This window comes from Paraburkholderia humisilvae, from assembly GCF_902859855.1.
Taxonomy (GTDB): domain Bacteria; phylum Pseudomonadota; class Gammaproteobacteria; order Burkholderiales; family Burkholderiaceae; genus Paraburkholderia; species Paraburkholderia humisilvae.
The window spans coordinates 191,997-214,361 of record NZ_CADIKH010000001.1; the positions used below are offsets into that span (position 1 = coordinate 191,997).

General features: G+C 64.3%; 21 protein-coding genes. 14 read left to right on the forward strand and 7 right to left on the reverse strand.

Annotated elements, in window-relative coordinates; translation table 11 throughout:
* The first annotated feature begins 60 nt into the window (after nucleotides 1-60).
* The 5 genes from HV796_RS43315 to HV796_RS00805 all read left to right on the forward strand — a co-directional run bounded on the left by HV796_RS43315 (nucleotide 61) and on the right by HV796_RS00805 (nucleotide 2,922).
* A complete protein-coding gene (locus HV796_RS43315; RefSeq protein WP_217477817.1) occupies nucleotides 61-1,479 on the forward strand; it encodes an amidase in 1,419 nt (472 codons plus the stop codon).
* The gene (locus tag HV796_RS45790) at nucleotides 1,451-1,747 is read left to right on the forward strand and encodes a hypothetical protein (protein WP_217477827.1); all 297 of its coding nucleotides are present in this window, start codon (nucleotides 1,451-1,453) and stop codon (nucleotides 1,745-1,747) included. The genes HV796_RS43315 and HV796_RS45790 overlap by 29 nt, the downstream gene beginning before the upstream one ends.
* 176 nt (nucleotides 1,748-1,923) lie before the next feature.
* Nucleotides 1,924-2,253 (forward strand): hypothetical protein, encoded by a 330-nt coding sequence (locus HV796_RS00795; protein WP_246355623.1) that lies wholly within the window; start codon nucleotides 1,924-1,926, stop codon nucleotides 2,251-2,253.
* Nucleotide 2,254: 1 nt separating this feature from the next.
* The gene (locus HV796_RS00800) at nucleotides 2,255-2,722 is read left to right on the forward strand and encodes a hypothetical protein (protein WP_175224201.1); all 468 of its coding nucleotides are present in this window, start codon (nucleotides 2,255-2,257) and stop codon (nucleotides 2,720-2,722) included.
* Nucleotides 2,722-2,922 (forward strand): hypothetical protein, encoded by a 201-nt coding sequence (locus HV796_RS00805; RefSeq protein ID WP_175224204.1) that lies wholly within the window; start codon nucleotides 2,722-2,724, stop codon nucleotides 2,920-2,922. The genes HV796_RS00800 and HV796_RS00805 overlap by 1 nt, the downstream gene beginning before the upstream one ends.
* Before the next feature lie 44 nt (nucleotides 2,923-2,966).
* Here HV796_RS00805 and HV796_RS00810 read toward each other — a convergent pair whose 3' ends face one another.
* The 3 genes from HV796_RS00810 to HV796_RS00820 form a co-directional block, all read right to left on the reverse strand.
* A complete protein-coding gene (locus tag HV796_RS00810; protein WP_175224206.1) occupies nucleotides 2,967-4,154 on the reverse strand; it encodes a GGDEF domain-containing protein in 1,188 nt (395 codons plus the stop codon).
* Nucleotides 4,155-4,396: 242 nt separating this feature from the next.
* Nucleotides 4,397-5,287 carry a LysR family transcriptional regulator gene (locus tag HV796_RS00815; RefSeq protein WP_246355624.1) on the reverse strand — a complete coding sequence of 297 codons (891 nt, stop codon included), beginning with the start codon at nucleotides 5,285-5,287 and terminating at the stop codon, nucleotides 4,397-4,399.
* 144 nt (nucleotides 5,288-5,431) lie between these two features.
* Nucleotides 5,432-6,325, reverse strand: a complete 894-nt coding sequence (locus tag HV796_RS00820) for an amidohydrolase family protein (protein ID WP_175224208.1) — start codon at nucleotides 6,323-6,325, stop codon at nucleotides 5,432-5,434.
* A gap of 316 nt (nucleotides 6,326-6,641) precedes the next feature.
* Between HV796_RS00820 and HV796_RS00825 the strand changes: the two genes are divergently transcribed.
* The 3 genes from HV796_RS00825 to HV796_RS00835 all read left to right on the forward strand — a co-directional run bounded on the left by HV796_RS00825 (nucleotide 6,642) and on the right by HV796_RS00835 (nucleotide 9,910).
* Nucleotides 6,642-7,661 carry a D-2-hydroxyacid dehydrogenase gene (locus HV796_RS00825; protein ID WP_246355625.1) on the forward strand — a complete coding sequence of 340 codons (1,020 nt, stop codon included), beginning with the start codon at nucleotides 6,642-6,644 and terminating at the stop codon, nucleotides 7,659-7,661.
* A 37-nt stretch (nucleotides 7,662-7,698) separates the two neighbouring features.
* Complete coding sequence (locus HV796_RS00830) at nucleotides 7,699-9,036, forward strand: MFS transporter (RefSeq protein ID WP_175224211.1); 1,338 nt, start codon at nucleotides 7,699-7,701, stop codon at nucleotides 9,034-9,036.
* An 85-nt stretch (nucleotides 9,037-9,121) separates the two neighbouring features.
* Nucleotides 9,122-9,910 carry a class II aldolase/adducin family protein gene (locus tag HV796_RS00835; protein WP_175224213.1) on the forward strand — a complete coding sequence of 263 codons (789 nt, stop codon included), beginning with the start codon at nucleotides 9,122-9,124 and terminating at the stop codon, nucleotides 9,908-9,910.
* Nucleotides 9,911-9,924: 14 nt separating this feature from the next.
* Here the strand turns inward: HV796_RS00835 and HV796_RS00840 are convergent, their stop codons facing one another.
* From HV796_RS00840 to HV796_RS00855, 4 genes are all read right to left on the reverse strand, one after another.
* The gene (locus tag HV796_RS00840; protein WP_175224214.1) at nucleotides 9,925-10,749 is read right to left on the reverse strand and encodes an isocitrate lyase/PEP mutase family protein; all 825 of its coding nucleotides are present in this window, start codon (nucleotides 10,747-10,749) and stop codon (nucleotides 9,925-9,927) included.
* Nucleotides 10,750-10,815: 66 nt separating this feature from the next.
* Complete coding sequence (locus HV796_RS00845) at nucleotides 10,816-11,316, reverse strand: methylated-DNA--[protein]-cysteine S-methyltransferase (RefSeq protein ID WP_175224216.1); 501 nt, start codon at nucleotides 11,314-11,316, stop codon at nucleotides 10,816-10,818.
* A gap of 139 nt (nucleotides 11,317-11,455) precedes the next feature.
* Complete coding sequence (locus HV796_RS00850; protein ID WP_175224218.1) at nucleotides 11,456-13,855, reverse strand: tetratricopeptide repeat protein; 2,400 nt, start codon at nucleotides 13,853-13,855, stop codon at nucleotides 11,456-11,458.
* A gap of 291 nt (nucleotides 13,856-14,146) precedes the next feature.
* The gene (locus tag HV796_RS00855) at nucleotides 14,147-15,082 is read right to left on the reverse strand and encodes a LysR family transcriptional regulator (protein ID WP_175224220.1); all 936 of its coding nucleotides are present in this window, start codon (nucleotides 15,080-15,082) and stop codon (nucleotides 14,147-14,149) included.
* A 179-nt stretch (nucleotides 15,083-15,261) separates the two neighbouring features.
* On the opposite strand from HV796_RS00855, the gene leuC reads away from it, so the two are divergent.
* The 6 genes from leuC to HV796_RS00885 all read left to right on the forward strand — a co-directional run bounded on the left by leuC (nucleotide 15,262) and on the right by HV796_RS00885 (nucleotide 22,339).
* Nucleotides 15,262-16,698, forward strand: a complete 1,437-nt coding sequence (gene leuC / locus HV796_RS00860) for a 3-isopropylmalate dehydratase large subunit (RefSeq protein WP_175224222.1) — start codon at nucleotides 15,262-15,264, stop codon at nucleotides 16,696-16,698.
* Nucleotides 16,691-17,326, forward strand: coding sequence for a 3-isopropylmalate dehydratase small subunit (gene leuD / locus HV796_RS00865; protein WP_175224224.1), 636 nt, complete (start codon nucleotides 16,691-16,693; stop codon nucleotides 17,324-17,326). Before leuC ends, leuD begins: the two co-directional genes overlap by 8 nt.
* A 46-nt stretch (nucleotides 17,327-17,372) precedes the next feature.
* Entirely contained in the window at nucleotides 17,373-18,392 is a 1,020-nt protein-coding gene (locus HV796_RS00870; RefSeq protein ID WP_175224227.1) for a 4-hydroxythreonine-4-phosphate dehydrogenase PdxA, read from the forward strand.
* Between the two features lie 104 nt (nucleotides 18,393-18,496).
* Nucleotides 18,497-19,384 carry an alpha/beta fold hydrolase gene (locus HV796_RS00875; RefSeq protein WP_217477819.1) on the forward strand — a complete coding sequence of 296 codons (888 nt, stop codon included), beginning with the start codon at nucleotides 18,497-18,499 and terminating at the stop codon, nucleotides 19,382-19,384.
* Nucleotides 19,385-19,563: 179 nt separating this feature from the next.
* Nucleotides 19,564-20,796, forward strand: a complete 1,233-nt coding sequence (locus tag HV796_RS00880; protein WP_281369741.1) for an MFS transporter — start codon at nucleotides 19,564-19,566, stop codon at nucleotides 20,794-20,796.
* A 385-nt stretch (nucleotides 20,797-21,181) separates the two neighbouring features.
* Nucleotides 21,182-22,339 (forward strand): porin, encoded by a 1,158-nt coding sequence (locus HV796_RS00885; protein WP_175224231.1) that lies wholly within the window; start codon nucleotides 21,182-21,184, stop codon nucleotides 22,337-22,339.
* Nucleotides 22,340-22,365 lie beyond the last annotated feature (26 nt).

Below are 22,365 nucleotides of genomic sequence, written 5' to 3' on the forward strand. Positions count from 1 at the left end.
AACGTTAGGTAGTCCGGTCGCCTGGCTTTGTACACTGTAATCATCTTCATGAGGTAAGCGATGAAATCTCAAATCATCTATCAAGATGCAACGAAACTAGCCGAGCTGATCCGTACCAAAGAGGTGTCGCCAGTAGAGGTCGTAGAGGCACACCTTGAACGCATTGATGCGTTGAACCCCAGCATCAACGCAATCGTCACGGTCGCGGACGACGCGCTCAAAGCCGCGAAGGCGGCCGAGGCTGCGGTTCTGGCGGGTAAAGAACTGGGCCCGCTGCATGGTGTTCCGTTTACGGCGAAGGACTCCATCGATACCGCCGGCGTGCTGACGCAACGCGGTTCGCCTATCTTCAAGGGCCGCCTCCCGGACACTGACGCCACCACCGTAGCGCGCATGAAAAAGGCAGGCGGCATCCTGCTGGCGAAAACCAACCTTCCCGAATTTTCCTACTGGATCGAGACCGACAACCTGCTTTCGGGACGCTCGAAAAACCCGTGGAATCTGGATCTCACACCGGGCGGTTCGAGCGGCGGCGATTCGGCTGCCATCGCAGCGGGCATGTCGCCGATCAGTCTTGCGAGTGATGTCGCTATTTCGGTGCGCGGCCCGGCAGCCCTTACCGGCGTCATTGGGCTCAAAGCGAGCCACGGGCGCATTCCGATGACGGGTGTGTGGCCGCGTGTGCCCCGCCGCTTCTGGCATGTCGGCCCGATGGCGCGCACCGTTCGCGACATTGCGCTCGCCTATTCGCTGCTGGCCGGGCCGGACGGCGCGGACGGCTTTTCCTCGAGCCCGCTCGAGCTGGACGCCGGTGTGGGAGCGACGCCGAACCGGCCGCTTCGGGTCGGCTGGCTCGTCGACCCGGGTTTCTTCGCACCGATCGATGCCGATGTTGCCGCGACCGTGCAGGCGGCGGCCGAGGCGCTCAAAGGCGCGGGAGTCATCGTGGAGTCGGCGCGCATCCCCGTGCTTGAGCAGATCGACGCGCTTGACGTGCTTTGGAAACTTCAGGCGATGGAAGCCAAGCCTGCGTTCCGGAAAGCCACGGCCGGGCACGAGGACAAAATCTTCAAACATGTCCAGGGCGTCTTTGACACGCCGGATACGTCAATCGGCGACTTTGTCCAGGCCGAGCAGCAGGCTGAAACGCTACGTGACGGCTTTGCAGCATATTTCCAGCGCTACGACGCATTGCTCTGCCCGGTCACGCCGGTCGCGGCGCATGCGCACGACGCCGAGGCGTTCGTCATCAACGGTCAGTCGGTGTCTTCGTTGCACGTCATGCATGCGACCGCGCCCTTCAGCGTAACCGGGCTTCCGGCCCTCTCGATGCGCTTCGGTACAAGCAGAGATGGCCTGCCGGTCGCGGTGCAACTGGTTTCGCCGTGGCTGGCGGAGTCCACGATCCTGCACCTCGCATCACTGCTGGAAGTCGTGAGCCCGGTTCGCGATCTTCACCCGAACTTATCCGGCATGTGAGTTCGGTCGTGAGAAAGCCTGGCTGCCCGACCTGCTACAGCGGGTCGTGGCTGAACAGGCGCCTGAGCCACCGCTACCCTCGCAAGGCCCGTTCGATCCAGGCCAGCAACGTGAGCTGGTCTTAGGGGTGACGCGTATTCTGGGCTTTAATTTTTCGGCTGGTCGCCTGGACTCCAGCGCGCATCCGTTCTCTGATGGCGTGCTCGAGTCTCACTCATTCCATTTTCCCGCTGCCGCATTGTCGAATCTCGCCAACGCCCGCACGTGACACCTGTACATTTATACAGTATGCTAGCCGCAGTCCGAACGTGATGTCTGTGGCCGTACCCGAGCAACTCTGCACCCGTGTTGCACCCCGCATTGCACCTGTATCGCGCCTGCCTCGCATCTGTATCGCACCCGTTTAATATCGGGCTCAGCAGTCGCCCCGAAAGGTCGTGTGCCATGAACACGCCAGTCGCGTCATCGCCGGTGGTCGACCAGCCACCCGCCCCGCATCCGATGCCGGAAATCGCCGCCTTCGTCGCGAGCCTGAAAGCCGCGTTCGGCGCCCCCGCTATCGACGATGCGATCCGGCGCGGCAAGGCCGGCGAGCTGACGTTTCACGCGCGGGAAAACGGTCGCACGATCGGCACGGCGGCACCGGCCACGTACAATGCGTGGCAAGTCGATGGCGACACGTTGCGCGACAGGTACTTCTGTGCCGGATGCGACGGTTCGTGCGTCGGCCAAAGCGTGAGTTGCCGGTGGTCCGGCAAGCGGAATGGAGACTGAAATGCTGCGACCCCCGATGTTCGCCGCCTCGCTGCTTGCCACGGCGTTGCTCGCCGTGGCGCCCGCTTCTTTTGCCGGCGAACGCGTCATCGAAATCTGGAATCCGCCTGAAGCACGGCAAGGTGCTCATCTGATCGGCAAGACGGCAAAACCGCCGCATCATCGAAAAGTGCTCGCGCACCGCAGTGCGCCGACGCCACGACAACGTCAGGACGCGCCGCAAGCGTCGCAACAGACGTCACAACCGGCCGCGCATCCGCCGCTGAGCCAGGCCCCGACCCAGAGCGCCAACGCGGCGGCGAATCATGCAACCGCACCGGTCGCGGACGCGGGCCGCCTCAAGCACAGCGCCCCGTCGCACCCGAAAGACGACATCACGCACTTCGAAGACATTCCGCGCATTGTCACGCCGGAAGGCAATGTGTTGCGCGTCGGCGCGGACGGCGCAACAGCTCGGGTCACGCGCTGATGCAAGCGCGGTACTACAAGGGTTTCTCGATCTGGGGACATGCGATCCGCCAGCAGAACGGCTACGCCGCAAGCGGCACGATTACCGCCGGTACGAAGGTCGTCGAAGCATCCGGCATCCTTGCGCAGGTCGGCACGGAACAGGAAGCGGAAGCCGTCGGTCTTGAATGGGCCGAAGCCTGGGTCGATAGCCACAGCTAACGTCTTCGGCACGTTACACGAGCATCCGGAGCGTGCAACGCGCGTCAGATAGCGTTAAGCGCGCTGCCGGAGCCCGCCGTGTCCGCCGCTACCACGACGCGATTGCGGCCCATCGCCTTTGCCGAATACTGCGCGGCATCCGCTCTCGCCATCAGGTCCGCAAGCGTGTCGTCGCGCTGCACTTCGCTCACCCCGGCGCTGAACGTACAAACCAATTCGCCGCCCGGCACCGTCAACGCAGAAGCCGCGACCGCCCTGCGCAGTGTTTCCATCCACTGCGCCGCGTCGGCTTGCGTGGTCGACGGGAACACGATGGCGAATTCCTCACCGCCAAGGCGCCCGAACACATCATCGCGACCGAGCGCGCGCGTCACCACGCCAGCGAATGTCTTCAGCACCGCATCGCCGGTTGCGTGGCCATGCGCGTCATTGATTGCCTTGAAGCGGTCGAGGTCCAGAATCGCAATCGATAGCACGACCCGCTGGCGCTGCGCCGCGTCGAACAGCGCCTGCGTCAAAACGAGGAACGCGCGACGCGCGAGCGCGCCGGTCAATTCATCGAGCGTCGCGAGGCGCTCCATGCATTCCGCCATCCGGTCGTGCGCCAGCATCACGATGCCCACCGACAGACACGGCAACGCGAGTATCACCATCGCGGCAAACACATCGTTGGTCGGCGTCGGCGCAATCACCGCGACCGTTTGATGCTCCCAGCCAAGTCCGAACGCGAGCCCGCGCGCGAGATGAATCGCGGCTTCAACCAGCGCCGTCCAGAACACGAAGTCGTAGCCATATCGCGGCCGGTGTCGCGGCCGGTAGCGCCAGACAGTCCACGCGAAGCTCACGCGTACGTACAGGAGAAAGGCGGATACCACGCTGATCCGGATATTCGGGTTCGGCGTGACAACCGTCCAATGAGCGACGCACGCGAGCAACGCGACGTAGATCGCAAGCTCGCGGTAATGGGATGCCCGCAGGCCGAAGAATTGCCTGCATCCTTGCAGAACGAGCAGGACTGCATAGGTGATCACGGCGGTCGTGATCAGCAGGCTCACCCCGTCGGGCATGCGCCCCTGGAATGCGAGAAAGATGAAAGCGCCGGCCGTCAGGATGTTCGCACTGAGCCAGCGCGCAAGCCCGGGTATGCCAGCTCGCAGCAGCGAACCCAAGATCGCGACACTCACGACGCCCGACGTCGCCGCGACGAACAACGGTGCGACGTGACTGATCATGGATCGGTTAGCGGCCTGTGAATCGTGACTCGGGAAATCCGGCTATTGGCAAATGAAGCGCGCAGCCTGACTGCGCAGCACCGCGCGCGCGTACAAGACTACGGCAATTGGCGGATTTTCTTGAGGGTGCCGCGGTGTAACCGTCACCGGCAACGAGGCGCGCCCATGAGCCGCTTTCGTACGACGAAACCATTTGTCGCTCGCGACAAACACGGAAGTATCCGCAAGCCCGACAAGCACGGTCACGCCGCCAGCAGATGATCGACGAACGCCGCGAGCGCGGGCCGCAGCGCGCTGCGTTCGCCCGCCGCCATGCAGATATAGAACTGACGGCACGCCCAGTCGTCGAGCAGATGGATCGCCTTCAACCCATAGCGCGACAGATACGATGCGGCAATCAGCTCCGGCATCATGCCGATGCCGATCTGCTCGCGAATCAACCGGCAGCGCGCCTCGTAGTTCGAGACTTCGATACGGACATTCAGCGGCCGCGACAGGCTCGCTTCGGCAAGCGATAGAAACGCCTCGTACGAGTGCCGCGGAAAATAGCCGACGAACGGATAGTCTTTCGCCGCTTCCAGCATCGTCTCGTCAAGTCGCGCAAGCGGATGATCGAGCGGCACCACCAGCACGATATGGTCTTGCCGGTACGGCAGCGAGTGAACGCCCGGCGCGGGCGTCAGCGCGTGATAGAGGCCGAGGTCCGCTTCGCCGTCGGTGACGAGCCGCGGAATGTCGTAGCTATAGCGCTCCTGCAAGTCGATCTGCGCGCCGGGCTCGCTTGCGAAGTAGCGGCTCAGCACGGGCGGCAGGTATTGAATGATCGATGACCGGTTCGCGGCAAGACGGATCTTCGGCATGCCGCCCGCGCCGAATTCGGCGACGCTGTTCTGCGCGAGCTCGACACTGCGCAAAATCGCTTTCGCGCGGTGATACAGCGCGGCGCCCGCGGGGGTCGGCTCGACACCGCGCGCATGCCGCACGAGCAGCACCGCGCCTAGCCGGCGTTCGAGTTCCGCAATGCGTTTGCTCGCCGCCGATGTCGCCAGATTCTCGCGCTCGGCGGCCTTCGACAAGCTCTTCGATTCGATCGCCGACACGAGCATCTGCAAACCCAACAAATCCATTTTCATGCGCTGCGCAACCCGTCGAAAAGACACGCGGCTGCGCAGCAAGCGGCGCGCCGCTCCCGCGATGATACGCGTCGCGCACGCATGGTCGCATCAAGCGGTGTTCCGGGCGGCGTCATCGGATTGACGCGTCACGCCCGCGCCGGGTCAGTGCTCAAAGCCATACAGCCGCGCCGGATTATCGACGAGAATCGCGCGCCGCAACGCTTCAACCTGCACTGCATGCGCGAAGCGCGTGAGCAGCACCGCATCGTCCGGCATCTGCGCCGAGTCGAAGTAATTCACATGAGGCCAGTCGCTGCCCCATACGATCTGCTGCGGATTGGCCGCGAGGATCGCCTCGAAAAATGGCGCAACGTCATCGTAAGGTGCGCCTGCGACGCTCACGCGATCGGCGCCGGATAGCTTCGTCCACACAGCGCCGTCCGACAGCATCGCGATAAGCCGCTGGAAACCGGCGTCCGCCGTGCCGCGCGCGACGCTCATCCGTCCCATGTGGTCGATCACGAGCCCGATCGAGAGCGCGCGCAGTAGCGGCTCCAGTTCGGGCAAATCGGGCGCGTGAATCCAGATCTGCGCGTGCCAGCCGCGCGCGGCGAGCTTCGGCGCAAGCGCCCGCAATGCGTCAAGACCCGCGCCATTGCGATATACGGGCTGTCCGTCGCGGCGGAACAGATTAAAACGCGCGGCGCGCACGCCATGCCCGGTCAGGCGGTCGAGTTCCGCTTCCGACGTGTCCGCGCCGAGCACCGCGACGCCGCGCAAGCGCGCGGGATGCCGCTGCAATGCATCGACCAGCGACGCGTTATCCATCCCGTAGACGCTTGCCGTCACCAGCACGCCGCGCTCGAAACCGAGGCCATCGAGATGCGCGATAAAGCGATCGACCGGGTTCACCGGTGGCGTGTAACTGCGTTCGTCGGCGAGCGGGAAGCGCGCATAGGGGCCAAACACATGGGCATGGCAGTCGCACGCATGCGGCGACATCCGGATCGGAGAAACGGCGGATGCGGGCAAGGGACCCAGGCAAGGTTTCGTCATGGCGATCGTGTGGTCGAGAAAGGTTCGCGCAGGTCCGTCATGCCGTTCATCGATGCACGCCGAGCCCGGCAGCGCGCGACGCTGGAACCGTGTCCCCAAGGCCGCGGCGCGCAGTGTCCATGGTACGGCGACGCCGCGCGCCCAGCGTTATCCAGATGGAAACGGTGCGTTCACTAAAAAGATCAGCACGCGCACCGGAGGCGGCCAGAATGGAGGCATCGTCGCGGTGGTTTTCCCGATTGAGATAGCCGCACGCCATTCATGCGGCACGCGACGACAACACCATGATTCGAACGAGACGGAGACGAAGCACGCCTTGGACATCCTGCTTTCGCGCCTCGCCGTACAGCGCTTTGGCGCGGCGATTGCGCAAACACTGCGCGCGGTGCCGTACCGCCTGATCACCCCCGACGACGTGATGCACGCACGCGCCGAGGTCGACGATGCGTGCGCCGTGGTCGCATTCATCAGCCGCGACGTGACCGGCCGCTCGACCAAGACCGCGGTCACGGCAGAAACCGAGCACTTCTACCGCGCGCTGCGTGCGTCCCCGCATTTGCGCTGGGTGCACGCGCACTCGGCGGGTATCGATCGGCCCATCTACCCGGAATTGCTGCAACGCGGCGTCACCGTCACGACGTCGGCGGGTGCGAATGCGCGCTCCGTCGCGCATGCAGCGCTCGCCGGCCTGCTGTCTCTCGCACGGCGTTTGCCGCTGCTGCAGGCGGCACAACGACAGCACACCTGGCAGCCGCTGCTCGAAGACGCCACGCCGCGCGAACTCGCGGGCCAGCATGCGCTGATCGTCGGTTATGGCCCGATCGGACAACGGCTCGCGAAGCTCCTCGACGCGCTTGAGATGAACGTGACCGTCGTGCGTCGTGAAGCCGGTGGCGTCGCACCACGCGCCATCGCGCTCGCGGAGATCGATGCCGCACTGCCCGAGACCGACTGGCTGATCCTCGCGTGCCCGCTCACGCCGCTCACGACACGGCTGATCGACGGGCGACGCATGCGGCTATTGCGGCGCGACGCGCATCTGATCAACATCGCGCGCGGCGAAGTGGTGGTCGAAGCGGACCTGATCGCCGCGCTGCGCGAGCAGGTGCTGACGGGCGCCTATCTCGACGTGTTCGAGCGCGAACCGCTCGACCCGGCTTCGCCGCTGTGGGACCTGCCGAATGTGCTCGTCACGCCGCATACCGCCGGCCACTCGGACAGTCACTACGAAGCGGTCGGCCGCATCTGGCTCGACAATCTCGCGCGCTTTGCCCGCGGCGCAGCGTTGGTCAACGACGCGCAGTCGTACCCATCGCCGGACCTCGCGATGCGATGAGATAGCCGCACGACAGATCCAATAAAAGGAGACATCCATGCACGATCGTTCCGCTACCGCGACGACGTCCGCGGCCGCCGGCGAACTCGACAGCGCCGCCGCGCGTGCGATGCCGCGGCGCAGCGCAGTCAAGTCGATTGTTGGCGGGTCGATCGGCAATCTGATCGAGTGGTACGACTTCCATGTGTACACCACCTTTTCGATTTACTTTGCCGCGTCGTTCTTTCCGCGCGAGAACCGCACCATCCAGTTGCTGAGCGCGGCCGCGATCTTCGCGCTGGGCTTTCTGCTGCGCCCGGTCGGCAGCTGGCTGATCGGCCTCTATGCGGATCGCCGCGGCCGCCGCGCCGGTCTCACGCTATCGGTTGCGCTGATGTGTGCGGGCTCGCTTGCGATCGGCTTGTGCCCGACCTATCCGCAGATCGGCCTCGCCGCGCCGCTCGTGCTGCTGCTCGCGCGGCTCGTGCAGGGCTTCTCGCTCGGCGGCGAGTACGGCGCGAGCTCGGTGTATCTGAGTGAAATCGCGAAGCCGGGCCACCGCGGCTTTTACAGCAGCTTCCACTACGTGACGCTGATTCTTGGCCAACTGCTCGCAACGATCGTGCAAGTGGCGCTGCAAGGACTGGTGTTCACGCATGCGCAACTGGTCGCATGGGGTTGGCGCGTGCCGTTCCTCATCGGCGCGGCGCTGGCCCTCGTCGCATGGTGGGTACGTCGCAATATCGACGAAACGCCCGATTTTCGCGCGCTCTCCGACAAGGCAAAACGCGGACTGCGTGTTACCGAACTGCGCAAGCACGCGCGGCCGGTGTGGCTGGTATTCGGGCTCACGACCGGCGGCACGCTCGCGTTTTTCACCTATACGGTCTACATGCACAACTATCTGGTCAATACGGTCGGCCTGAGTGCCCAACAGAGTGCATGGGTATCGCTGTCGACGCTCGCGCTGTTCATGGTCGTGCAGCCGCTATTCGGCGCGCTGTCCGATCGCATCGGCCGGCGTGCGCTGCTGCTGTGGTTCGGCATCGCCGGCACGTTCGGCACGTATCCGCTGATGACCGCGCTCGCGCACACGCGCAGCGAAACGACGGCGTTCCTGCTGCTCGCCTTTGCGCTGATGATCGTGTCGGGTTATTCGTCGGTATGCTCGGTCGTGAAGGCGGAACTCTTTCCGGCACGGATTCGCGCGGTCGGCGTCGGCGTGCCGTATTCGATCGCGACCGCGCTGTTCGGCGGCACTGCCGGCTATGCGGGTCTCTGGTTCAAGAGCATCGGCCACGAGAGCGGCTTTTATCTGTACGCGTCCGCTTGCATCGGTTGCACGCTGATTGCGACACTCAGCCTGCGACGCAGCGACATTCAGATGCAGCCATGAACGCCGTGCCCATTGGTTGCTCATTCCACTCATCGCGGGCGTTGCGCCCGCTGCACGCACTGTACCGATCAGCAGGAGTCTTTTTATGACGAAGCAACTGGAATTTTCGATCCCGTCGATGCGCGAGCACTGCTCGCAAGCCGAATGGCAAACGCGCGTCGATCTCGCCGCATGCTACCGCCTCGTCGAACTGTACGGCATGTCGGACATGGTCGCGAATCATATCTCCGCACGTGTGCCCGGCGAGCATGACGCATTTCTGATCAACGCATACGGGATGCTTTACGAGGAAATCACCGCGTCGAGCCTGATCAAGATCGACAATGAGGGCAACATTCTTAGCAAGCCCGCCTTCGTCGGCGGCGACTACGGCATCAATCGCGCGGGCTACGTCATTCACGGTGCGATTCACGACGCGAAGCCGGACATCAGCTGTGTGATTCATACACACAGTTGGCCAGGCATGGCGGTCTCGTCGCTCAAATGCGGGCTGCTGCCGCTCACGCAAACGGCGATGCGCTTCTACAAGATCGGTTATCACGACTACTGCGGCGTCGTGCTCGATACATCCGAACGCGAATCGCTGGTGCGCGATCTCGGCGACAACAACGCGCTGATTCTGCGCAACCATGGTCTGCTGACGGTCGGCAAGACGATTCCCGAAGCGTTCAATGCGATGCACCGGCTCGAACTGTCGTGCAAGTCACAGCTCGCGGCAATGGCCTGCCATGTCGAGTTGAACCCGGTTTCGCAGCAGGTGCTTGAAGAAACGTATATGAACTATCAGCCGCAAACGCGCCGCCCATACGGCCTGATGGAATGGCCTGCGCTGCTGCGCAAGCTCGACCGGATCGATCCTTCGTATCGCGATTGATGCGTCGGCGCGCGTTACGCGTCCTTCGGGAACAAGCCGTTAATCTGCGCACCGGTGGGCGCATCGCCGAAACCCTCGAAGCGACCCTCGGCGAGCCCTTGGGCGGCGCGCATCAAGCCGCCCCACGCGGCACGGGCCAAGCCGCCGCCGATGCTCACGCGCCGCACGCCGAGCGCCGCGACATCCTTCAGCGTGAACTCGGCATTCCAGCCGATCAGCAGATTCACCGGCTTCGGCGCGACCGCCGCAACCACGGCTTCAATCTGTTCGCGCGTGCGGATGCCCGGTGCGTACAGGCAGTCGGCGCCGGCGGCCGCATAGGCCTTCAGACGCGCGAGCGTGTCGTCGAGATCCGGCGCGCCGACAAAGAAGTTTTCCGCGCGGCCGACGAGCAGCGTGTCGCCGCCTGCCGCGTCGATCGCGCGGCGCGCGGCGCGGATGCGTGCCACCGCTTGGTCGAGCGGAAATTGCGGCGCGTCCGCACGTCCGGTCGAATCTTCGATTGACAGACCGGCCACGCCGGTTCCGATGGCCAGCGCGACGCTTTGCGCGACTTCTTCAGGGGTCGCGCCGAAGCCGTTCTCGAAGTCCGCATTAATCGGCAGATCCGTCGCTTCGACCATGTCGCGCAAATGCGCAAGGATCGCCTCGCGCGGCACGTTGTTGTCCGCCCGCCCAGCCGACCATGCAAAGCCCGCGCTCGTGGTGGCCAGCGCGTTGAAGCCGAGCGTCTGCAGGTAGCGGGCGCCGCCCGCATCCCAAGGGTTCGGAAGAATGAAGCAGCCGGATGCGTGCAGCGCGCGGAAAGCCGCGCGCTTTTCTGTGGTCGTGCGGGACATCGATATCTCCTCCTTCGGGTAGGGAAGCGGATGCCTCCCGACGCATGAGTTTGGGGCCGGTCTCTGTCAGATCAGCGAAGCCTGGGTCGCGCTCGACTCGATGGCGATCAGCGTCGCCTTCGCCGCCATGCCGCCAGCAAAGCCGGTCAGGTCGCCGGACGAGCCGATCACGCGATGGCACGGCGCAATGATCGAAATCGGATTGCGTCCGTTGGCCGCGCCGACCGCCCGGCACGCGCTGCGATGGCCGATCTGCTCGGCAATCTCGCGATAGCTGCGCGTTTCGCCGAATGGAATGGTCAGCAGTGCGTTCCACACCTTCTTCTGAAACTCGGTGCCGACGAACTCGGTGGCCACGTCAAAACGGGTACGCGTGCCGGCGAAATACTCGCCTAACTGCCGCGCGGTTTCGACGAGCACCGGATGGTCGTCCGCCTCGCGCATCTCGCCGAGTTTCACGCGGCCCGGGCGATCGTTTTCCCAGAGAATCGCCGCCAGCCTGTCACCTCGCGCGACCAGTTTCAGCCTGCCGACCGGCGACGCGACAATCTTGTATTCATACAACATCCTGTCCTCCGTTTCCGTGCGGCCGGGCAGGCTCCCGCAATGTGGGATCGCGCCCGCTCAGCCTCGAGAACTCAAGGATAGGCGCAATCCTGCAGGAACGTTACACGTCAACGTGAAATGTCGCGACCCTCTGCGCTCGTCAGCGTCTGCTCTTCGCGTCGCGCGACAGTCCATCGTCATCGCACCAGCGTTCCCATGCGCTGCGATAAGCGGCTTCGACTTGCGCCGCGAAACGCGCGCCGTCCATCAGCGGCGAAGCGGTGATGCGCGCGCGCAGACCGTCGCGCAAGCGCGCGATGCGCGGCCAATCGCGCGCAAGCCGCAGCGCGATGTCGACGAATTGCGCGTCGCTGTGCGCCGCGAGTTCGCTCAAGCCAAGGTTCATCGATTGGCTCAGACCCGCGCGGCCCACCGCGCTCGCGCCGACCCGCGTGACGACCGGCACGCCCATCCAGCACGCATCGAGGCTCGTCGTATGGCCGTTGTACGGAAAGGTGTCCAGCCCGATATCGATCTCATGGTACGTGCGCAGATAGCCGGCACGCGACTGGAACGGGACGAAGCGCACGCGTTCGCTGCCGATGCCATGCGACGCGAGCCGAGCGGTGAGCCGCGCGCGCGCCGCGCCTGGCGGCGCCATCAGGAGCAGTCGCGCGGTGTGTACTTCATGCAGCACGCCGCACCACAGTTGCAGCGTGCGATCGGTCAGCTTGCACGGGTTGTTCAGACAACCGAACGTCAGATGGCCTTTTTCAAACGCGGGAAGCGCGTTGACGGCCGGTGTGCCGGTCAACGGGTCGTAGCACCAGAACGAATCCGCCAGACGAATCGAGCGCTCGCTGTAGTGCCGCTCGGCGCCCGGTGGGTCGAGCCACGGGTCGGTCAACCGGTAGTCGATCGCGTCGATGCCGGTGGTGCCTGGATACGCAAGCCACGCGATTTGCACCGGCGCCGGCTTGCGCGCAAACAGCAACGGACGCGCGTCTGCCATATGCATCGTCAGATCGAGCAGGATGTCGATCTGGTCGTCGTGAATCTGTTGCGCGAGTTGAGCGTCGTCGAGCATGCGCACGTCGCGCCACACGTCGGCATGGCTTGCGATGCGGGCCGTTATATCGTCGGACCGTGCGACGCTCGAATAGCAGTGGATTTCAAACCGCGCGTGATCGTGATGCGACAGCAGCGGCATCATGAAGAGCGCCTGGCAATGGTGGCGAAAATCCGGCGACACATAACCGATGCGCAAGCGCCTCGTTCGGTCAGCGTCGTGCTCGCAGCGCCGATGCGGCAGCCGCGCCGCGCGATAGCGTGCTTCATGCCGCGCGGCCCAGCGTCGACATTCGTCGAGCAGCGCTTCCGAGTCTTCCGCGCTGAAGGTCAGCGCATACGCGAGGTTGCTGTGCGCGACGACATTCTGCGGGTCACATCTGAGCGCGTCGCGATAGCATGCGATGCCGTCGTCGACGCGGCCCGCGTCTTTCAGCACCGTGCCGAGATTATTGTGCGTGACCGAGTCGTGCGGATCGATCTCGAGTGCGCGGCGCAGACGTCTTTCCGCTTCGTCGATGCGACCGAGCGTGCGCATCAGTGTCGCCGCGTTGTTATGCGCAGCGACGAAATCCGGACGCAGTTCGATTGCCTTGTCGAATGCATCGGCGGCGCCTGCCGCGTCGCCCAGTTCCTTGCGGACGTTGCCGAGATTGTTATAGGCATCCGCGTGCGAAGGGTCGCGTGCAATCGCCTGCTGATAGCGCGAACATGCGTCACACGTTTTGCCAAGCGCGTGCAACGCGTTGCCGAGGTTATAGGCGGCCTCGGGAAAATTTCCGTCGAGTTCCAGCACGCGCGTCAACAACGAAACGGCCGTTGCGAAGTCGCGCTGCTCGAATAGCGCGACACCCAGATTGAGTAATGCGTAAGGCGACGCCGGTGCGGCGCGCACCGCCGCTTCGAGCAGCGCAATCGCGTCGTCGATCTGTCCGCGAGCCTGCAGCAGTGTGCCCAGGTTAGTCAGTGCATTCGCATCGTGAGGCTGGAGCGCCAGCGCGCGGCGATACGCGGCCTGCGCGTCATCGAATGCGTGCTGTTGCCGATAGCAGTTGCCGAGATTGTTCAGCGCGTCGACATGCGCCGGTTCGAGTTCAATCGCACGCGTATAGACATCGATTGCGCGGCGACGGTCGTTCAGCGCCTGCAACGCGGTGCCCATCGCGAACAGCAGGTCGGCGGTCGGTGCATCCAGCGCAAGCACGCGCTCGTACGCACACAGCGCATCGGTGAATCGTTGCGCGGCCGCGAGCACCTGGCCACGTGCGAAATGCAGGCGCGCGACCTCGGGCGCATGCGCGATCGCTTCATCGAGCCACGCAAGCGCGGCATCGTATGCGCCGCATTGCAGCTCGAGGACGCCAAGGCACAACAGGATGTCGGCGTCGTCGGGCCGCATCGCGCGCACGCGCTGATAGAGGTCGCGCGCGGCGCGCAAATCACCCGCGAGATGCCGCCCCTTCGCCATCGCCAGAGTCTGATCGCCCGTCATCCTGCGCTCCGTTCTGCCGCACGTGAAATTTGCACGTTTGCCATTGCGTGGGTGTCGTGACGGGGATCAGCCGAATCGCTTCGCTAGCGACGTACAACGTGCGCATATGGCGCGAAAAGATGACGCGGCCGCGACCCGCAACGGACAGCCTGCGATGGTAGGTGAGGAGCGCGAATCGTGAGTTACAGCGGATGACAAGCGCTTACGCGCTGCGATAAAGCGGCAAGGTAATCGTAACCGCAGCCCATTCAGCTTTCAGCAAGCTCGCCGCGGGTTGCCGCGGCGGGATCGTCAATCGCCGTGCGACGTCCAGCCTTGCATATTCACCGCCGGCCCCGCGGTGTGGCCAAACCATTCGGCAAGAAAGTCGACGAACGCAACAACCTTGGCGGACACGTTCAGCCGCTCGCCATACACCGCATGCACGTCGGCGCCCGGCAGCGACCACTCCGGCAGCACGACCTGCAAGGCGCCGGAGCGCAGATGCGGATACACGTCCCACTCGGAGCGCATCAACACGCCGTGGCCGTCGAGCGCCCACACGAGCGCGGTCTCGCCATCATTGCTGCTGAGCGCGCCGCGCACCTTGATCGTCTCCTGCTTGCGGCCGCGGCGCAGATGCCAGGTGCCGTATGCCGCGTCGTTCTCACGCAACACGATGCACTGATGGCCGTGCAGATCGCGTGGCGCGACCGGCACGCCGGCGCGTTCGAGATAAGCCGGCGACGCGCACAGAAAGCGCCGGTTCGGCGCGATCTTGCGCGCGACGAGCCGCGAATCGGGCACGTCGCCGAACCAGATACCGACGTCATACGCCTCGTCCGCGAGCCGGATCGAGCGGTCGGTCAGCGTCAGCTGCACTTCGACTTCGGCATAGCGCCGCGCGAACTCGGACACCGCCGGCGCGATATGACGCCGCCCGAAACCGAACGTCGCATTCACGCGCAACAACCCTTTGGGCACCGCGCGTGCGCTCGACACCATCCGGTCGAGCTCTTCGAATTCGAGCAGCAGCCGCGCGCCATGTGACAGATACAGCTCGCCTTCCTGCGTGACGGTGATACGCCGTGTCGTACGGTTCAGGAGCCGCACGCCCAGACGCGCCTCCATCCGCGCGAGGCGCGCGGTCACCGCGGGTGGCGTCACGCCGAGCTCGCGCGCGAGCGCCGACAGACTGCCGTGCTTGACCAGCTGCACGAAAAAAGCGAGATCGGAGATCGAATCCACTTATCGGCCCACTTATAAATTCAATTTAAAAATAGATTAAAGAAGAATGCATTATATGCGCCGACCATCTCTATAGACTATTTCGTAACGATGCTGCTGTTTCTTTCGGAATCCTTTCCCAGCCTCGTTCACGCATCATCCACTCTCTCTACTCTCGGCCTCACACCATCGGAGGAGATGTGCCGCGCACGTTGTATCAGAAGCTTGTCGAATCGCACACTGTGGCCCGGCTCGACGCGGAGCACGTCCTGCTTTACGCGGACCTGCACATCATGAACGAGTACACCAGCCCGCAAGCGTTTAACGGCCTGGTCGAGCGCGGTATCGGCGTGCTGCGGCCGCAACAGCAGATGGGCGTCGTCGATCACGTGATTCCCACACGTCCGGACCCGGTCGGCAAACGCGTGATCGCAATCGATGCGGCCGCGCATCAGGCCGCGAACTTCACACGCAATTGCACGCGCTACGGCATCAAACTGTTCGACGTCAACGACCCGCTGCAAGGTATCGAGCACGTGGTCGCGCCCGAATCCGGCCTGATCCGTCCGGGCATGGTGGTGTTGTGCGGCGACAGCCACACGACCACCTACGGCGCGTTCGGTGCACTCGGCTTCGGCATCGGCACGTCGGAAATCGAGCATGTGCTCGCGACGCAGACGCTGTCGTACCGTCTCGCGCGCACGATGCGCATTCATATCGACGGCCACCTGCCTGCGGGCACCACCGCGAAAGATCTCGTGCTGCGCGTGATCGCCAAGATCAGCGCGCAAGGCGCGCGCGGCCATGCGGTCGAGTACACGGGAGACGCGATTCGCGCGCTGTCGATCGAAGCGCGCATGACGTTGTGCAATATGACCGTCGAGGCTGGCGCGCGCGCCTCGCTCGTCGAACCGGACGAGACGACGTTCGCATATCTGCGCGCGCATCGCGGCAACCTGAGCGAAGCGCAAATGGAAGCGGCAATCACCGTATGGCGCACGCTGCGCTCGGACCCGGACGCGCGGTTCGACAGCACGATCACCGTTGCGGCCGCCGACGTGGCGCCGTATGTGACATGGGGCACGAGCCCCGATCAGGCGATTCCCGTCGACGGCGTGATTCCCGCGCCGGCCGATGGCGCCGATCACATCGAAAGCGCGGCGACCGCGCGCGCACTCGATTACATCGGGCTCACGCCGGGTTCGCGCATCGAAGGCACGCCGATCGACCGCGTATTTATCGGCTCGTGCACGAACGGCCGCATCGAAGACTTGCGCGCGGTCGCTGCGATGCTGCACGACGGGATGCGCGTCGCGCCCACCGTGCGCGCGATGATCGTGCCGGGCTCCGGCGCGGTGCGTCTGCAAGCCGAGCAGGAAGGGTTATCGGAAATCTTCATCAAAGCGGGCTTCGAATGGCGCCAGCCCGGCTGCTCGATGTGCCTCGCGATGAACGACGACGTATTGCGTCCCGACGAGCGCTGCGCATCGACGACCAACCGCAATTTCGAAGGCCGCCAGGGCCGCGACAGCCGCACGCATCTGATGAGCCCCGCGATGGCCGCCGCCGCGGCCATCGCCGGCCGCATCACCGATATCCGTAAATGGCAGCACCAAGGGGAGCCATACCGTGCCTGATCACTCGCGCATAGAGGGCGTCGCAGCGCCGCTGCCGATCGCGAATCTCGATACCGATCAGATCATGCCGAAGCAATTTTTGCTCGGCACCGACAAATCCGGCCTCGCCGCCGGCCTGCTGTACGACCTGCGCTTTTCGCCGGACGGCAGCCGGCGTGACGGCTTCGTGCTGAACACGCCGGCGTATGCCGGCGCGAAGGTGCTGGTCGGCGGCCCGAATTTCGGCTGCGGCTCGAGCCGCGAGCACGCGGTGTGGGGCCTGCTGCAAGGCGGCATCGAAGCGGTGCTCGCGCCAAGCTACGGCGAAATCTTCTACTACAACGCGGCGAACAACCGATTGCTCGCGATCATGCTGAAGCCCGAGGAGATCGACGAGATCACCGAGGACGTGTCGAACCCCGCGACGAACCGCATCGAGATCGACGTCGCCGCGCAGCGCGTGCGCACCGCGTCGGGCCGCACGTACACGTTCACGATGGACGAGCGCCATCGGCAGATGTTCCTCGAAGGCCTCGACGTGCTCGGCGCATCGCTCAAGCTGCTGCCGCAAATCGACGCGTTCGAGAAGCGGCATCGCGCGGACAACCCGTGGGCCATCGTGCTGCCGCTGCCGGAACGCGCCACATGAGCGCCCCCCTTTTTCTACCAAATAAAACCCACACGGAGAACCTCGCATGAAACCTCTTATTGGCCTGATGCTCGGCGACGTCACCGGAATCGGCCCGGAGCTGATCGTCAAGCTGCTGTCGCTGCCTGAGACGCGCGCCAAGGCGAACGTTGTGATCGTCGGCGACGAGCGCGTGCTCGAACTCGGCATGAAGGACGCCGGCCAGCGGATTCCCTACGTCAAGATTTCGAATGTGAAGGACGCAGTGCACGATGCGGCCACCGTGCCACTGATCGACCTGCACAACATCGATCCGGCGCTCTACCCGCGCGGCGAATTGAACGCCGAATCGGGGCGCCTCACCGGCGAGACGCTCAAGCAGATGACGGACCTCGCACTCGCCGGCGAACTCGACGGCATCTGCTTCGCACCGCTGAACAAGGCCGCGCTGCATCGCGGCGGCTGGAACCATCACGACGAACACCAGATGTTCGCCGCATGGACAAAGCACGAAGGCTACTTCGGCGAGGTCAACATCATTCCGCAGTTCTCGACCTTCCGCGTGACATCGCACGTCGCCCTGCGCCAGGCGGTCGACATGGTGAAACCAGACCGCATCGAAGGCGCGCTGACGCTGGCGCACGACACGATGCGCGCGTTCGGCAAGACCGCGCCGCGCATCGGCGTGGCCGCGCTCAATCCGCATGGCGGCGAGAACGGCCTGTTCGGCGACGAGGAGATCAGGATTATTCGCCCGACACTCGATGCGCTGCGCGCGAAGGGTCTGTCGAGCGAAGGTCCGTTTCCGTCCGACACGGTGTTTATCAAGGCACGGCGCGGTGACTTCGACGCGGTGGTGATCATGTACCACGACCAGGGGCAAATTGCGACGAAGCTGCTCGGCTTTTCGCAAGGCGTCACGCTGACGGGCGGCCTGAAGACCGTCTACGCGACGCCGGCGCATGGCGTCGCCTACGACATCGTCGGTCAAGGCATCGCGGATGTCGGCGCGACCGCTGCCGCGTTCGACGTCGCGACCCGCACCGCCGTCGCCCGCAAAACCGCGCGTGAAGCCGCCGCGCACTGACGCATCGACGCCGTTGCAGCGCCTCGCGACGGCGCGCGGCGGACCTGCGACAACACGATCACGCCTGAGCCAGGAATTGGCCGGACTTAGCCACGAGGTTAGCTATGCCCATGTTCGAGAATTTCACGAAAACCGTCATTAAAACGAGCGGCGCCGAGATTGTCACGGTCAAAGGCGGCGACGGCCCGCCGCTGCTGCTGATGCACGGCAACCCGTTCAACCATCTGTCATGGCACAAGATCGCGCCGCGCCTCGCCAAAGAATTCACCGTCGTCTGCACCGACCTGCGCGGCTATGGCGATAGCTCGAAGCCACCCGGCGGCGGCGATCACTCGAACTACTCGTTCCGCGCGATGGCGCAGGACCAGATCGAAGTAATGGAAACCCTCGGCTTCACGAAGTTCTACGCGGCCGGTCACGACCGTGGCGCACGCGTGCTGCACCGGATGTGCCTCGATCATCCGACGAAGGTGCTGAAGGCCGGCTTTATGGACATGCTGCCGCAACACTATCTGCTGAACAACGTGACACGCCAATGGGGCAAGTTCTCATGGCACTGGTTCTTTATGGTGCAGGACTACCCGACGCCCGAAACGATGATGGGCGCGGACCCCGAGTTCTTTATCCGCCGCAAGCTGTCGAAAACCGATCAGGGCACGAGCTTCTTCGGCCCCGAAGCGCTGCAGGACTATATCCGCTGTATCAGGAATCCGGAGGTGATCCACGCGATGTGCGAGGACTACCGCGCGACATTCGGCATCGACCTCGACATGGATACCGCCGACTACGACGCGGGCAAACGCGTGACCACGCCGTCGCTGATTCTATGGGGCGCGAAAGGCGGTGTCGGGCGCAATCACAACGCGGCCGAAGTGTGGAACCGCTATGCGACGAATATCGTCAGGACTGCGACGGTTCCGTCGGGCCATTATCTGCAGGAAGAGTGTCCTGATGAAACCTACGAGGCGCTAAGCAGCTTCTTCCGACCGTAGCAGTAGCCGTAGCAACGACAGCAAGACCTCTCGCAGCAGCGCGCGGCGCGGGTCTCGTGTTTCGCACGCAGACCGCCCCGCGCAAACGCATCGCCTTATAACAATGAATGGAGGAAGGCATGTCCCCTTCGCAGCCAACGCGAAGCAGGGCGAGGATCACGTTCGTCCTGCTTTGTATCATGGCGTTCATCATGTACGTCGACCGCAGCAATATTTCGGTCGCCGCGCCCGTGATGAGCAAGGAACTGGGCTTCAGCAATACCCACCTCGGTTTTATCTTCGCCGCTTTCGCGATCGCCTACAGCTGTTTCATGATTCCGGGCGGCTGGCATAGCGACCGCATCGGCTCCCGTAAAGGCCTGTTGTTATACGGCTCGATCTGGGCCATCGCGACGATCGCCACCGGTGTCGTCGGCAGTCTGTTGGCGCTGGTGGCCGCGCGGTTTTTTGTCGGCGTCGGTGAAGCGCCAATCTACCCAACCGCCGCGCGGATGATCGCCCGTGTGATTCCCGAAGACCGCCGCGGCGCCGCGCAAGGCGTGATGCACGGGATCGGCCGGATCGCGAATGCGCTCGCGCCGCTGATCGTCACCGGGCTGATCGTCGCATTTTCGTGGCGCTTCACGTTCATCATTCTTGGCGGCGTGACACTCGTCTATATGGTGGTGATGTACCTGGGCCTCAACGAGGCGAAAAAACATAGCGACGAAGGCACGCCTGTGCTGCACGCGGCCGCGCCTGCGCCGCGCCGCAAACCGGTCGACTGGCCCGACATGATCCGCCGCGTGTGGCCCGCGACGGCCGCCTGCTTTTGCCACGGCTGGGTGCTGTGGTTCTTCCTGAACTGGATTCCATCGTTCTTCTCGCAGCGCTATGGCCTGAAGCTCGAACACAACGCGGTGTTCTCCGCGCTCGTGCTGCTCGGCGGATCGCTGGGCACCGCCGCCGGCGGCATGTTGACCGACTGGCGTTTCAAACGCACCGGCAATCGGCTGCGCGCGCGCCGCGAGGTGATCATCTGCGGTTTTCTACTGTCGATTTTCGGTCTGATCCCGCTACTCGTCACACACGACATCACGATCAACTCGATCAGCCTCGGCGTCGCGTTCTTCTGTTCGGAACTCGCCGACTCGCCGCTTTGGGTAGTTGGCACTGAAGTCTCGGTCGAGCATTCGGCGACGTCGAGCGCGTGCACGTTCACCGGGATGGCGCTCGCCGGCGCGGTGTCCCCGGTGGTGGTCGGCGTGCTGCTCGATATGTCGCACGGCCACTGGGCGGTCGCGTTCGGTGCGTCGATCGTCGTGCTGCTGCTCGGGCCGATCTTCACGATGCGCATCCGCCTCGACGACGGCGCGCCGCCCGACGCACACGCAATCGAGCCTCAGGCGGTCGTGCATGCGTCATCGCGGTAGGAGACCGGACCGTGACCGACTACCGCATCGCCTTCAGATAGCCGTGCGGCAACGGCGGGACGCCCCGCTCGAGCCAGGCGATATCCGTTTTCGCGGGTGCCGGATATCGCTGCCGCTGTCGCGCCGCCGCGCGGGTCCCGCTGGCTAGCCCAGACGACCACGTAGACCACGCAGAAAGCAGCGCAACCGTCAGCGCCGACAACGGCTGCGGCGCGGACAGCAGAGTAACCCGCTTCAACGATCAGGACGAGCCTGTGCCGACGCGTCACGCGCGCCGGCATGGGAGGGGCTTTGCCGGCGTTTTTCGTTTGGCCTCACAGGTGCGCCCTCTCCCGTCCGCTCGGCCACGACGCATTCATCAAAAACGAGTCAGGAGACTGTTCCAATGAAGAAGTTAGCGATAGCGACGGGCCTTGCCCTATCTGCCGCGGCAGCCCATGCGCAAAGCAGCGTGACGCTGTACGGCCTGCTGGATGCCGGCGTGAGTTACGTGAACCACGCGGCCGGCCCGGACGGCAACGCGGCAAGCAAGGTCAAGCTCGACGACGGGGTGATTCAGGGCAATCGCTGGGGAATCCGCGGCAGCGAGGATCTCGGTGGCGGACTCGCTGCGATCTTCACACTCGAAAACGGCCTCTCCGTCGCAAACGGCACCGCGTCGCAAGGCGGCGCGCTGTTCGGCCGGCAGGCGTTCGTCGGGCTGTCGCAGCAAGGCGTCGGCGCGCTGACCTTCGGCCGGCAATATTCGCTGTCGACCGATTACATCGCGAAGTACGCGGCAGGCGGCGTCACGGTCGGCAACTACGCATTCCATATCAACGACGTCGACCAGTTGACGTCGAGCCGGATCAACAACGCGGTGAAATTCACGAGCGCGAACTTTGGCGGACTCACATTCGGCGCGTTGTACGGATTCTCGAATCAGGCGGGGGCGTTCGCCGGTTCGCCCGCGACCGACGAGGACGGCGTCGCGAACGCCGGTTCGTCACGCACGATCAGCTTCGGCGCCAACTTTGACCATGGCCCGTTCGGCGCCGCCGCCGCGTACACCGATATCCGCTTTCCCGGGTCGGCCACGCCCGCGTTCCCGATCACGATCGCCAACGTCAATACGTTCGGCGACAAGGATCTGCGCACGATCGGCGTCGGCGCGCGCTACGCGTTCGGCCCGGCGCTGGTGTTCGGCAACTGGACCAATACGCGCTTCGAGAGCGTGACCGGCCGCTCCTCGCTGTTCAATAACTACGAAATCGACGGCAAGTACTCGGTGACGCCGGCGTTTTCGGTCGGGCTCGGCTATACGTACTCGCGGCTCTCCGGCGACGCGACCGGACACTGGAACCAGCTCAACTCGATCGCGGACTATTTGCTGAGCAAACGCACCGACGTGTACGCACTGGTGGTCTATCAGAAAGCGTCCGGCAGCAATAACGGCGTGCCGGTGCAGGCGGAAATCGGCTCGAGCTCGAGCTTCTTCGGCAATTCGGGAAGCGGCGCGAACAATCAGCTCGCGCTGCGGGTTGGGATGCGCACGCGCTTCTGAGCCTGACCGCGTGACCCGGGAGAGGC